The organism is Atopobium sp. BS2 (assembly GCF_000565075.1).
GTDB lineage: Bacteria > Actinomycetota > Coriobacteriia > Coriobacteriales > Atopobiaceae > Lancefieldella.
The window spans coordinates 115,205-128,138 of record NZ_JDFG01000039.1; the positions used below are offsets into that span (position 1 = coordinate 115,205).

9 protein-coding genes and 2 tRNA genes are annotated in these 12,934 nt (G+C 47.2%); 9 read left to right on the forward strand and 2 right to left on the reverse strand.

The window, feature by feature from the left end; genetic code table 11:
• Positions 1 to 51 precede the first annotated feature (51 nt).
• Positions 52 to 1,995, forward strand: coding sequence for a DNA topoisomerase (ATP-hydrolyzing) subunit B (gyrB, locus tag HMPREF1492_RS05200; RefSeq protein ID WP_035436625.1), 1,944 nt, complete (start codon positions 52 to 54; stop codon positions 1,993 to 1,995).
• Positions 1,996 to 2,057: 62 nt separating this feature from the next.
• Positions 2,058 to 4,820, forward strand: a complete 2,763-nt coding sequence (gene gyrA, locus HMPREF1492_RS05205; RefSeq protein ID WP_353573410.1) for a DNA gyrase subunit A — start codon at positions 2,058 to 2,060, stop codon at positions 4,818 to 4,820.
• Between the two features lie 148 nt (positions 4,821 to 4,968).
• Here the strand turns inward: gyrA and HMPREF1492_RS05210 are convergent, their stop codons facing one another.
• On the reverse strand, positions 4,969 to 5,475 hold the full coding sequence (locus HMPREF1492_RS05210; RefSeq protein WP_051479411.1) for a bifunctional nuclease family protein: 507 nt from the start codon (positions 5,473 to 5,475) through the stop codon (positions 4,969 to 4,971).
• 153 nt (positions 5,476 to 5,628) lie between these two features.
• On the opposite strand from HMPREF1492_RS05210, the gene HMPREF1492_RS05215 reads away from it, so the two are divergent.
• The 5 genes from HMPREF1492_RS05215 to HMPREF1492_RS05235 all read left to right on the forward strand — a co-directional run bounded on the left by HMPREF1492_RS05215 (position 5,629) and on the right by HMPREF1492_RS05235 (position 10,130).
• Positions 5,629 to 5,705, forward strand: a tRNA-Ile gene (locus HMPREF1492_RS05215).
• An 88-nt stretch (positions 5,706 to 5,793) separates the two neighbouring features.
• Positions 5,794 to 5,869: transfer RNA gene (locus HMPREF1492_RS05220), tRNA-Ala, on the forward strand.
• A 189-nt stretch (positions 5,870 to 6,058) separates the two neighbouring features.
• Positions 6,059 to 7,198: an ABC transporter substrate-binding protein gene (locus tag HMPREF1492_RS05225; RefSeq protein ID WP_035436638.1), complete on the forward strand. Its 1,140-nt coding sequence runs from the start codon at positions 6,059 to 6,061 to the stop codon at positions 7,196 to 7,198.
• A gap of 139 nt (positions 7,199 to 7,337) precedes the next feature.
• Positions 7,338 to 9,047 carry an ABC transporter permease gene (locus HMPREF1492_RS05230; protein WP_035436640.1) on the forward strand — a complete coding sequence of 570 codons (1,710 nt, stop codon included), beginning with the start codon at positions 7,338 to 7,340 and terminating at the stop codon, positions 9,045 to 9,047.
• 3 nt (positions 9,048 to 9,050) lie between these two features.
• Entirely contained in the window at positions 9,051 to 10,130 is a 1,080-nt protein-coding gene (locus HMPREF1492_RS05235; RefSeq protein ID WP_035436642.1) for an ABC transporter ATP-binding protein, read from the forward strand.
• Positions 10,131 to 10,190: 60 nt separating this feature from the next.
• Here HMPREF1492_RS05235 and HMPREF1492_RS05240 read toward each other — a convergent pair whose 3' ends face one another.
• The gene (locus HMPREF1492_RS05240; RefSeq protein ID WP_035436644.1) at positions 10,191 to 11,189 is read right to left on the reverse strand and encodes a LacI family DNA-binding transcriptional regulator; all 999 of its coding nucleotides are present in this window, start codon (positions 11,187 to 11,189) and stop codon (positions 10,191 to 10,193) included.
• Between the two features lie 251 nt (positions 11,190 to 11,440).
• Here HMPREF1492_RS05240 and HMPREF1492_RS05245 point away from each other — a divergent pair, with 251 nt between their 5' ends.
• Both HMPREF1492_RS05245 and HMPREF1492_RS05250 read left to right on the forward strand, forming a co-directional pair.
• The gene (locus HMPREF1492_RS05245; protein WP_035427112.1) at positions 11,441 to 11,761 is read left to right on the forward strand and encodes a PTS fructose transporter subunit IIB; all 321 of its coding nucleotides are present in this window, start codon (positions 11,441 to 11,443) and stop codon (positions 11,759 to 11,761) included.
• Positions 11,762 to 11,805: 44 nt separating this feature from the next.
• On the forward strand, positions 11,806 to 12,876 hold the full coding sequence (locus HMPREF1492_RS05250; protein ID WP_049754767.1) for a PTS fructose transporter subunit IIC: 1,071 nt from the start codon (positions 11,806 to 11,808) through the stop codon (positions 12,874 to 12,876).
• The last annotated feature ends 58 nt before the right edge of the window (positions 12,877 to 12,934 follow it).

Here is a 12,934-nt window from a genome sequence, read left to right on the forward strand (position 1 = left end):
TCATAGTAAAATACCTATATCATTCCGCTCACAATTGAAGAGAGGACTTACGTGGCAAAAGAAAATAAGTATGACGGTACAGAGATTAAGATCCTTGAAGGCCTTGAGGCTGTTCGTAAGCGTCCAGGTATGTATATTGGTACAACTTCAGCTTCTGGTCTGCATCACCTTGTTTGGGAGATTGTAGATAACTCAGTCGATGAGGCAATGGCTGGTTATTGCTCCAAAATTAAGGTAACCGTTCATCCAGATAACTCTATTTCTGTTGAAGATAATGGTCGTGGTATTCCTGTAGACCTCCACCCTCAGAAGAAAATTCCAACTCTTGAGGTTGTTCTTACCATCCTTCATGCAGGTGGTAAGTTTGATAACAATGCTTATAAAGTTTCTGGTGGACTTCATGGCGTTGGTGTCTCTGTTGTAAACGCACTTTCAAAGAAGCTTGTTGCGCAGGTTAAGCGCGATGGCAAAATCTATGAGATGGTCTTTGAGCGCGGTAAAACCGTTCAGAAGATGAAGGAAATTGGTACTTCAAAATCTAATGGAACTACTATCACCTTCTGGCCAGACGACATGATCTTTGAGACCACTACGTATAACTTTGATACGCTTCGTGATCGCCTGCAGGAGACCGCATTCCTTAACAAGAATCTTAAGATTACCCTCGTTGATGAGCGTGAGCTTACTCCTCGTCAGGTTGACTTCCAGTACGCTGGTGGCATCATCGACTTTGTTAAGTACCTTAATGACGAGAAAACCGTCTTACCAGGACTTTCTCGCCCTATCTATATTGAAGGTAAGTCTGACCCTGATGCTCCAATGTCTCAGATGGGTGAGGTTGAGGTAGCTATTCAGTGGAATACTGAATTCAGTGATAGAACTCTTTCTTTTGCTAACGATATTTTTACTGAGGAAGGCGGAATGCACCTTGAGGGCTTCCGTACCGCTCTTACTAAGGTAATAAATGATTACGGCACCAGGCAGGGAATTCTTAAAGAGAAAGATCCTAAGCTTGAGGGTGGCGATATTCGTGAGGGTCTAACTGCAGTTATTTCAGTTAAGCTTCCAGATCCTCAGTTTGAAGGCCAGACAAAGGCAAAGCTTGGTAGTTCTTACATGAGAACGCTTACCAACAAGATTGTTACTCAGGGTCTCTCAGAGTACCTTGAAGAGCATCCAAACCAGGCAAAAGAGATTCTAAAAAAAGCATCTCAGGCTGCAAAGGGCCGTCTTGCTGCTCGTAAAGCTCGTGAAGCAACACGTCGTAAGGGACTTCTTGAGTCTGCGGCTCTTCCAGGAAAACTTGCGGATTGCTCTGTTCGTGATGCAGAGATGACTGAGCTCTTCATCGTCGAGGGTGACTCCGCAGGTGGTTCTGCAAAGATGGCACGTGACCGTTCTATCCAGGCAGTTCTTCCACTTCGCGGAAAGATTTTGAACGTTGAGCGCGTACAGGCTCACCGTGCGCTTTCTTCTGACACCATCACTTCCTTGATTACTGCTATTGGTACTGGTGTTGGTGATGAATTTAATATTGAGAAAGCTCGTTATCACAAGATTGTCATCATGACCGATGCTGATGTTGACGGCTCTCACATTAGAATTCTTCTGCTTACCTTCTTCTATCGTTATATGAAGCCAATGATTGACGCAGGTTATATCTACGTTGCTCAGCCTCCTCTGTATCAGATCAAGCCAAAGGGTAAGAAGAACGGCAAATACATCTATACCGATGAAGAGCTTGCTCTTGAGACAAAGAAGTTTGAGGACAACACCAAGTTCACTATTCAGCGTTATAAGGGTCTTGGTGAGATGGACCCAGAGCAGCTGTGGGCAACCACTATGGAGCCAAAGAACCGCATTCTTCTGAAGGTAACCATTGATGATGCTCTTGCCGCTGATCGCGCGGTCTCTGACCTTATGGGCAACCAGGTTGAGAAGCGTAAAGACTTCATCCAAACACACGCAAAAGACGTCCGCTTCCTGGACATTTAATGGTTTCTCGCTAAATCATTAGACAGAAAATGAAAGGGTAACTTGTGGCAGACGATAAAAATATGAATGACGATCTTTTTGATGCAGATGAGGACCAAGACCTTGATGCACAAAATGATATGGATGAAGAATACGAAGACGATGAGGTAGAAGAAGACTCTGACGAGTTTGACCCAGAGACTGGGGAAAATCTCATAACGGGAGAAACTTCACACATTATCTCTGATGAGGCTGGTACTCGTCTTGACCTCTCAGACATTCACGGTGGCACGCTTAAGCCAACCGATTTGTCCTCAGAGATGAAGACTTCCTTCCTCGAGTATTCCATGTCCGTTATTGTTGCTCGTGCACTTCCAGATGTTCGAGACGGCCTTAAGCCTGTTCACCGCCGTATTTTGTACGCAATGAGCGAGGCTGGCATTACGCCAAACCGTCCACATAAGAAGTCTGCATGGGCAGTCGGTGAAGTCATGGGTAAGTACCACCCACACGGTGACTCCGCTATTTATGACTCCATGGTCCGTATGTCTCAGGATTTCTCGATGAGACTTCCTCTGATTGATGGTCACGGAAACTTTGGTTCTATCGACGGCGATCCACCAGCAGCAATGCGTTATACCGAGGCACGTCTTACCAGAAGTGCTATGGAGATGCTGGCAGAGCTTAACAAGAACACCGTTGATCTTCAGTCAAACTATGATGAATCACTGACAGAGCCAGCAGTTCTTCCTGCGCGTTTCCCAAATCTTTTGGTTAACGGTTCTTCAGGTATTGCAGTTGGTATGGCTACCAACATTCCTCCTCACAACCTTGGTGAGGTAACCAACGCTGTTTGCATGATGATTGAGAACCCTGACGTTACCACTGAGGAGCTCATGACCGTTCTACCTGGTCCTGACTTCCCAACAGGTGGCATCATCATGGGCACTCAGGGCATCAAGGATGCCTACGAGACTGGTCGCGGTTCTATTACAGTCCGCGCAAAGGTTCACGTTGAACAGGTCAAGAGCGGTCGCCAGCGCCTTGTTGTTACCGAGATTCCTTACCAGGTTAACAAGGGCCTTCTCCAGGAGAAGATTGCTCAGGCAGTCAACGAGAAGAAAATTGAAGGCATCTCCGACATGCGCGATGAGTCCAACCGTAAGGGTATGCGCATTGTTTTGGACCTCAAGCGTGATGCTGTACCACAGGTTGTTCTGAACAATCTCTATAAGAAGACTCAACTCCAGTCCAACTTTGGCATCATTGACCTGGCCTTGGTTGACGGTGTTCCTCGTACGCTTTCTCTTCGCGAGATTTTGCGTCACTACATTGATCACCAGATTGATGTCGTACGCCGTCGTACTGAGTTTGACCTGGATAAGGCACAGAAGCGTGTCCACATTTTGGAAGGCCTTCTGACCGCAGTTGATAACATCGATGAGATTGTCCACATCATCCGCAGCTCGCAGGATGATGCTGAGGCAAAGAAGCGCATGAACGAGCGTTTTGGCCTGGATGAGATTCAGGGCGAGGCAATCCTTCAGATGCGTCTGCGCCGCCTCACCGGTCTTGCTCGTCAGGATCTTGTCGACGAGATTTCCCAGCTCAGACTTGATATTGCCTACTACGAGGATCTTCTCGCTCACGAGGAAAAGATTCTGGCTGTTATTGCCGATGAGCTTCGTGAGATTTCCAACCGCTACGCTGACAAGCGTCGTACGCAAATCTCTGACCAGGATATTCAGAACCTGGACGTCGAGGATCTTATCGCCGAAGAGGATATGGTTGTCACCGTTACTCACGCAGGTTACGTAAAGCGCGTTCCTGTTGAGATTTATCGCTCTCAGAAGCGCGGCGGCAAGGGTGTTCAGGGCGTCTCTCTCAAAGAGAACGACTTTGTCGAGAATCTCTTTGTTGCATCTACCCACGATTACGTGCTGTTCTTTACCAACTTTGGTAAGGTGTACCGCCTCAAGGTCCACGAGCTTCCTGTTGGTAACAGAACTACTAAGGGTAGCGCCATCATCAACGTTATCGAGACGCTTGCAGAGGGCGAGAAGGTCAAGGCAGTTATTACAACCCGAGACTTCCCAGAAGACAACTACCTGATGTTTGCTACTAAGCAGGGAATGGTCAAGAAGACAGCAATGTCTGAGTACGACCGTACCCGTAAGGACGGCCTCATTGCCATCAACCTTAAGGATGGCGACGAGCTTGTTAACGTCCGTCGTGTCCACCCAGGTGACAAGGTTGTTCTGTGCTCCTCCGACGGTAAGGCAATCCTGTTTGACGAGGCTGAGGCAAGAAGCATGGGCCGTGGCACCTCGGGCGTCCGTGGTATTACGCTCAAGGGCGACGCAACTATGCTTGGCATGGAGATTACCAACGGCAATGGCGACCTCTTCGTTATTACCGAGAAGGGCTACGGAAAGCGCACCGCAATCTCTGAGTATCCAGTCCATAAGCGTGGTGGCCAGGGCGTCTTTACCATCACAATGACGGAGAAGAAGGGTAACCTGGTTGCCTGCCGCGTTGTTGGTCCTCAGCACGAGATTATGATCATGTCCGAGGAGGGCGTTGTAATCCGCGTCAAGGCTGGCGACATCTCCAAGCTGGGCCGCTCCACTCAGGGCGTCAAGGTTATGAACCTCTCTGGTAGCGACGTTGTTTCTGCAGTTGCTCGTATGGTTGCCAACAAAAAGAAGGCTCCAAAGCACGCAGAGAACCAAGGTATGCTTGATCTGATGGCAGCAGGTGCTCGCGATGCTGATGAGACAGAGTCCGTTGACCTTGGAGATGAAGAGGAAGTACTGGACGATTCACTGCTGGATGATGACGAATAAGCATTTCAGCTATACGTAATTTGAAGAGCTCAAGGGGTAATTCCCTTGAGCTCTTTTCGTTATTTACCGAGAAAATCAGCACGCTAACGGTAGTGATTTTTATATAAAAGATGAGTCAGTTGTTTAAAAGTAAGCCATAGAGCAGGGCTTATGAGAAATCCTCAGGAGAGACATCCTCAATAAACTGGCGGAACTCCTCAAGCTCTTGGGCCTGAACGTCCTTCTCGACATCAGTAAAGTCTGGAGCAGCAGCAATTTCTAGAACGCTCTCGTCAGCAAAGATGGGAGCGTTTGTTCTTACAGCCAGCGCAATTGCGTCTGACGGACGAGCATCCACGTAGATATGCTCTCCCTCTTTAGAGATGAGCTCAATTTGCGAGAAGAACGTGGTGCCGCGAACGCCTACAATGCGCACACTTTTAACATCTGCGTCCAGAGAATCAAGAACGGAGCGGAGAAGGTCATGTGTGAGTGGTCTCTGGGTAGACTCTTGATCTATGCCAAGACTGATAGCAGAGGCTTCAATGTTGCCAATCTTGATAGGAAGGCTTAAGGAAGAGACGCCGCGTGGGTCATGAAGACGCAGGACAATAACGGAAGAGATAGGACCTCCTCCGACAACAACCGTCTGTATGTCCATCCGCTTTAGTGACACAAATACTCCAAATAGCACGCCATTTATCAATCTTTGGGCAGATAGTCTACGACTCTCTGTTCTGCTTTCATACCCAATTTCAAGAAACTTTAAAACAAAACAAAAAAAGTGTTGACCTATGAGAATTATGGAGGTATTATTTTTCCCTGCGTTGGGCCTGTAGCTCAGTTGGTCAGAGCGTCCGGCTGATAACCGGGAGGTCACAAGTTCAAACCTTGTCAGGCCCACCACTTTATGTGACAATAGTCACCCCAACGTTAGCCGAGTCGCCGTTGGGGTGATTATTAAAACCTTCTGGGCCCAACCAGAAGTCAGTACGGGGAATTAGCTCAGCTGGGAGAGCGCGGGCTTTGCAAGCCTGAGGTCAGGGGTTCGATCCCCCTATTCTCCACCAAATGTTCAAGGCCAGGGATTTTGTCCCTGGCCTTTTTGCTTAGATATGCAAAAACATACCGATAGCCGCCAATATCAGCCACTTATCGAATAGTTGAAATATTTTCGAAAAAGTTTGAGTACGATTTACACAGGAGTATGTTCTTTTCATTGGAGCTGTGGGTGACCACAAGGAGAGAAAAGAGTTCTTATGTCAAACCTTACTCGTCGTAACTTTTTTGGAGTCAGCGCAGTTGTAGCAGGCCTGGGCATCACTGCCTGCAAAAAGTCCGATTCTGATGCTGGCGATAAAAAAGAATCTGACACCAACTCTACAGACGCGGTTGGAGCACCAGAAGAGCTGGTAAAGGCAGCAAAAGAAGAGGGTAAGCTGATTGTTTACGGCTCTTGTGAGGAAGAGTATCTAAACGCAGTTTGCGCTAATTTCAAGAGTCTGTATGGCATTGATGTTCAGGCACAGCGTCTCTCAACCGGAGAAGTTGCTGCAAAGATTGAGGAAGAGAACGGTCATCCATCAGCAGATGTATGGTTTGGCGGAACAACCGATCCTTACAATGTCTCCTCCTCAAAGGGTCTTCTTGAGCAGTACGAGCCAAAGAATGCGTCTCACCTTATTTCCGACAAGTTCAAGAGTACAAATAAGGACTGGTACGGAATTTATAAGGGCATCCTGGGCATTCTGTACGATAAGGAAGAGCTTGAGCGCCTTAAGCTTGATGTTCCTCAGGATTACAAAGATCTTATCGATCTTAAATATAAGGGTCTTATTTGGTCTTCTAACTACAACACTGCCGGTACTGCAAAGCTGATCATCAACACCGTTATTCAGAAGTACGGTCACGATCAGGGCATTCAGTATCTTGTTGACCTTGATAAGAACATTGCTCAGTACACCAAGAGTGGTTCTGGTCCTTCCAAGGCTATCGGAACAGGCGAGTGCACCATCGGAATTGGTATGCTCCACGACGGCATTTATCAGATTGTTGACCAAGAGCATGAGAATGTTGGTCTTCAGATTCCAAGCTCTGGTGCATCATATGAGGTTGGCGCAACTGCAATCTTCAAGGGTGCTGCACATCCAAACGCCGCTAAGCTCTGGATCGAGTATGCACTTTCACCAGCATGCGTTGACCTTGCTCAGAAGAATGGCTCTTATCAGTTCCTGGTACTTGACAACGCAAAGCAGCCTGAAATTGCTACTGAGTACGGCCTTGATCCAAACAATGTCATGGACTACAACTTCGAGGATGCTAAGAAGCATACCGAGCAGTATGTCAAGGACGTTATGGAAGCTCTTGGTGGCGGAGACAGTCGCTTCAAGACAGAGTAAAACCAGCGCCGTCGAGCAAACAAACAATGTTGTTGCTCAAGCTTTGAGTGGCAGATTATACTGGGTAGGCAGAGATCTGCCTACCCAGTTCCACATACAGCTTTGCGTATAGGTTTAGTGTTTCAGAGTTAGGACCAGCATGGCAAAATCCCAGAGCGCTCGACTTGAGCGAAAAAAGCTCCTTGGCGATCCAATTTTGATAACGACCATTGTCGTTCTTATCGCCTTCTTAACCCTATTTATTTTGTATCCACTTGCCATTCTTATGGTTGACTCTGTAGTCTCCGATAATGGGATTAGCTTTGATGTATTTACGCGCATCTTGGCTTTGCCTTCGTTTGATCGCGCAATTACCAATACGCTCAGAGTTGGTTTTGCGGTAGGCATTTTATCAGCGCTTATTGGTCTTCTTTTTGCATATGTTGAAGTGTACGTAAAGCTTCGTACAAAGTTTATGACAGGACTTTTCCGCGTGGTTTCCATGCTTCCTGTTGTTTCTCCGCCATTTGTTCTCTCGCTTTCCATGATCATGATGTTTGGTAAGAAAGGCCTGATTACTCGAGGTCTTTTGGGAATTTTTGACAACAACATCTATGGTTTCTGGGGCATTTTTATTGTTCAGACCATGTCGTTCTTCCCTGTGTGCTACATGATGCTTAAGGGTCTGCTTAAAAATATTGATCCATCTCTTGAAGAAGCAGCACGTGATATGGGCGCAAGCCGCTGGAAGGTATTTACCAGCGTTACTCTTCCTCTAATTTTGCCTGGCTTGGGCAACGCTTTTCTCGTCTCATTTATTGAGTCAATCGCAGACTTTGCTAACCCAATGATTATTGGTGGTTCGTACGATACCCTGGCAACAACCATCTACCTGCAAATCACCGGCGCATACGACAAGCAGGGCGCAGCGGCTATGGCTGTTGTTCTTCTTTCCATCACGCTGCTTATGTTTGTTGTTCAGAAGTTTGTGCTAGAAGCAAAGAGCACGTCTACGCTCTCGGGCAAAGCAACGCGAGCCAGGATGCTTATTACAGACAACTCTGTTCGCATCCCGCTCACTATCCTTTGCGCGCTGGTTGCACTCTTTGTTATTGGTATGTACCTCTGCGTTCCTTATGGCTCGTTTGTCCGTTCTTGGGGCTCTAATTACGAACTAACTACTAAATGGTTTGAGCAGGTATTTACCAAGTATCACGGCTTGCAAGCATTTAGCGATTCGTTCATGCTCTCGCTTATTGCCGCACCAATTACCGCTCTGCTTTCGATGATTATTTCTTACCTGGTAGTAAAACGTCGCTTCCGTGGCCGTGGTTTTATCGAGGCTGTATCCATGCTTGCTATGGCAGTCCCTGGTACGGTTTTGGGCGTTGGTTATATTCGTGGTTTCTCAAGTGGTGTCATGCACACAGGATTTTTGCAAGGCCTGTATGGCACAGGACTTATCCTGATCATTGTCTTTGTCGTGCGTTCGCTTCCTACAGGAACACGATCGGGCATCTCGGCACTTCGACAGATTGATAAATCAATTGAGGAGTCCGCATACGACATGGGCGCCGACAGCTTTACGGTGTTTATGACCGTCACGTTGCCGCTGATTAAAGATTCGTTCTTGTCTGGCTTGGTAACGGCGTTTGTCCGCTCCATCACCGCAATTTCTGCAGTTATCCTCTTGGTCACACCAGAGTTCCTGCTCATCACCGTTCAGATTAATGAGTTTGCTGGTAAGGGTTCATATGGTATGGCCTGCGCCTTTGCAACAATTCTGATTGTTATTACCTATGGCTCGGTATTGCTTATGAATTGGGCCATCAAACACTTTGGCACCAGCCGAGCACTCAAGGAGGAGTAACACATGGCTACAGAGAAAAAAGGCGTTCGCCTTGAGCACATTTCCAAAATTTATCAGGATCAGAAGACTGGAAAAGACTTCTACGCAGTTCAAGACGCTAACATCACTATTGCTCCTGGCGAGTTTGTAACGCTGCTTGGCCCTTCTGGCTGCGGAAAGACCACTATTCTGCGCATGATTGCTGGTTTTGAGAGCCCTGATGAGGGAAAGATCTTTCTTGGCGATGAGCAGATTGATGAGCTCACTCCAAACAAGCGCGACACGGCAATGGTATTCCAGAGCTATGCATTGCTTCCTCACTACAACATCTTCGATAACGTTGCCTATGGCCTCAAGCTGCGCAAGATGGACAAGAACGTAATTCGCGAGAAGGTCCTTCATATCCTTAGTCTTGTTGGACTTGAGGGCATGGAAGAGCGCATGACCAACCAGCTTTCTGGCGGTCAGCAGCAACGTGTTGCTTTAGCTCGTGCTCTGGTTATTGAGCCAAGCGTGCTCCTCTTCGACGAGCCTCTTTCAAACCTCGATGCTAAGCTGCGTGTTGACATGCGTAATGAGATCCGTCGTATTCAGCAGGAGGCCGGCATTACCGCCATCTACGTCACACATGACCAGTCAGAGGCAATGGCACTTTCAGACAACATCATCATTATGAAAAAGGGTGTTGTGGACCAGGTTGGCGATCCTCAGACGGTTTACTATCACCCAGCAGACGAGTTTGTTGCAGACTTTATTGGTGAGTCAAACTTCCTGCATGCAACCATTGCAGACAAGCTTGATTCTGAGACTGCACTTTGCCGCTTTGAGGGCCATGAGTTTGAGGCCAGCGGATGTTCTCACCTGGACAAGGGAAAAGAGTGCTGCATTGTTCTTCGTCCAGAGTCCGCACGCCTTGCTGACGAGGGAACACTTGCCTGTGAGGTAGTTCTATCTCGATTCATGGGTCACTACCAGAACTATCACGTTATGGTAGGAGACACTCTCATCAAGATTACGGACTTCAATCCTCGTACCCACAAGATTTACAACGTTGGTGACCACGCCTTTGTTGACTTCACCAAAGATGAGGTCCACGTTCTGTAAGCGCTTTGGTTAAAGCAGTAACGTATGGCGAGAAGATCAGTTGGTCTTCTCGCCATTTTGTTAGATGGTTGATTTGAGCCAGTTTAGTTTGCAGGTGAGCAGCTTGTGATCGGGCTCAAGAGAGGGGTCCTTGATTCTTTTAAGGAGCATCTTGCAAGCGGCGTAGCCCTCTTCATAGACAGGCTCGACAATGGTTGAGATGCTTTTAACGGGCAGGTCAGTCCAATCGGTGTTATTGAATCCCAACAGGCCAACTTGCTTTGGAATTACTGTCTCGTAGGATTGCAAGGCATTATAGACACTTTTAAGAGCCCATTGATTTGGCACAAATACCAGTGTTTTCTTTGACGGAAGAATGTGATTATTGAGCCATTGCGTGATGTCAGAGATAGACAGCGTGCTTTGCTCCATGGTGAGACGCTCATGAGGTTTATTTAAGGCTTCTAAAGCATCAGTGAAGCCAGATTCTCGTTCAATTCTGGTACGACCTTTTGGCTCTCCACCAATGATTAAAAAGTTTTCGTATCCGCATTCAACACAATGCGTCGCTGCTGAATAAACGCCGTCGTAGAGGTTACTTTTTATCCAGGAAGTATTAAGGGCAAGAAGGTCGCAGTCAAAGTAGACAACGGGTTTACCAACTTTAGCAATTCGTCTATCTACCGCTCTGAACTGATTGGTGGGCTGGATAAGCATGCCATCCGCTCCAATTGAAAGCATTTTCTCAACCCAGTCAGCTTCAAGCGTGGGGTCAAAACGAGAATTGCAAATAATTGTCTGATATCCAGCTTCAAGAGCTGCATCTTCAATACCGTTAGTCATTTGAGCTGCCCAGGCATTAGTGTTGTCTAGGATGAGAACAGCAATAATTCCAGAGCTCTTTTTAACCATGGCTTGAGCTTGAGCGCTTGGAATATATCCCGTATTTTCGATTGCTTTTTTGATACGTTGCTTAGTTGCTTCGGACATCTTTTCAAAGTGTCCGTTAAGGTAATTTGAAACAGTAGCAATAGAAACATTTGCTAATTTTGCAAGGTCAATGATAGTGGTCTTAGACATTGGCACTCATTTCACCGAAATTCTTACAATGTACTTGCAAAATACCAACGTTAGTGAGTGTGCTGGATTCTACGTTGGTTAAACGTTTAACAAAATTCATCATAACACAAGGTAGATTAGACGTTTACCGAAATCCTCTTTTAAAAAAGATTGAAACAATGCAAAGTATGAGTTGGAAACGTACGTCGTAAAAGACGTGCTCGTGCGCCCCGCATAGGGGCTCACAACTTACTTTGCGAGAGGACATAACCATGAACGTCGTTGCTGTATGCGCTTGCACGGTTGGAATTGCTCACACCTGGATGGCAAAAGAGGCCATTGAAAAAGAGTGTGAACGTCGCGGCTATGAATTCAAGGTAGAGGCTCAGGGCGGTTACGGTATTGAGAACGAGCTTGAGCAGGACGAAGTTGACGCTGCCGACGTTGTTCTTCTCGCCATTGCAATTGGCATCGAAGGCGATGAGCGTTTTGACGAGAAACGCGATGAGGGACGTGTTCTTACGTTGGATCCTTCGCTGGCTATCGCAGATCCAGCAAAGGTTATTGATCAGGTAGTTGCGCTGGCTGAGTAGCAAGCGCATAAGTGATAACGCAAGGAAGAAGAGAGGAGAAACCCATGGCAGAGGAAAAGAGTCCCTCAGTTTTGGGCAAGGTCGGAAAAGACCTTCTAAAGGCGTTTAACACTGGTGTTTCGTACTTTATTCCTATTGTCGTAGTTGGCGGAGTCTTCCTGGCTTTCTCGCTAGCTACAGGAACTGCAGGAAAAGACGGTATTGAAGTCACCAATCCTTTGATGCAGAGCCTCAACCTTATTGGTATGGCCGGCATCAAGATGATGATTCCAGTCCTTGCTGCCTACATTGCCTATTCTTTGGGCGGAAAGCCTGCTCTGGCACCTGGCTTTGTCCTTGGTTACCTGGCAAGCAATCCTGTTCCTGTAGGTGAGGTCCAGGTTTCTACTGGCTTCTTGGGCGCAATGGTCCTTGGCGTTGCTGCTGGCTACCTTGTCCAGTGGATGAAGAGCTGGAAGGTCAATAGCACCATTCGTACCATCATGCCAATTCTGATCATCCCAAGCTTGTCTTCGCTTGCCCTTGGCATGCTTTACATCTATGTTTTGGCAGCTCCACTTGGCGCTTTCATGGATTGGCTGACCAGCCTGCTTTCAAGCCTTCAGGGTGGTTCTGCAGTTGTACTCGGCATTGTAATTGGCCTTATGACCGCATTTGATATGGGCGGCCCAGTCAACAAGACTGCTTCTACCTTTACCATGGCTCTTATGACCGCAGGTGTTTATGGTCCTAACGGCGCATTCCGTGTTGCAGTTGCTATTCCTCCACTGGTCTGCGGTGTTGCATCTCTTATTGCTCGCAGCAAGTTTGACGACACTGATAGGCAGATGGGTATCTCCGCAGTCTTCATGGGACTCATTGGCATTACCGAGGGCGCAATTCCATTTGCTGTTAAGGATCTTGCACACACCCTGCCTGCAATCATGATTGGTTCTGCAGTTGGTGCTGGCCTTGCTGCTTGGCATGGTATTGAGTGCTTTGTTCCTCACGGTGGCATGATTGTTGCTGCAGCTACAAACAACATTGCCCTCTACACCCTTGATATGGCAATTGGTGTTGCAGTAGGTGTTGCAATTCTTGTTCTTACTAAGCCAAAGCTTGAGGACAACAAGTAACACACGGCGAGAAACGCATGTACCTTTTGGTCTTAGGCCATAAAAATTGAAGTTAAAA

What these genes read in the sequence shown, in the direction of transcription:
- gyrA (WP_353573410.1), top strand. Translation starts at nt 2,058, where the DNA reads ATGAATGACGATCTTTTTGATGCAGATGAGGACCAAGACCTTGATGCA.
- HMPREF1492_RS05225 (WP_035436638.1), top strand. Translation starts at nt 6,059, where the DNA reads ATGTCAAACCTTACTCGTCGTAACTTTTTTGGAGTCAGCGCAGTTGTA.
- HMPREF1492_RS05230 (WP_035436640.1), top strand. Translation starts at nt 7,338, where the DNA reads ATGGCAAAATCCCAGAGCGCTCGACTTGAGCGAAAAAAGCTCCTTGGC.
- HMPREF1492_RS05235 (WP_035436642.1), top strand. Translation starts at nt 9,051, where the DNA reads ATGGCTACAGAGAAAAAAGGCGTTCGCCTTGAGCACATTTCCAAAATT.
- HMPREF1492_RS05240 (WP_035436644.1), bottom strand. Translation starts at nt 11,189, where the DNA reads ATGTCTAAGACCACTATCATTGACCTTGCAAAATTAGCAAATGTTTCT.
- HMPREF1492_RS05245 (WP_035427112.1), top strand. Translation starts at nt 11,441, where the DNA reads ATGAACGTCGTTGCTGTATGCGCTTGCACGGTTGGAATTGCTCACACC.
- HMPREF1492_RS05250 (WP_049754767.1), top strand. Translation starts at nt 11,806, where the DNA reads ATGGCAGAGGAAAAGAGTCCCTCAGTTTTGGGCAAGGTCGGAAAAGAC.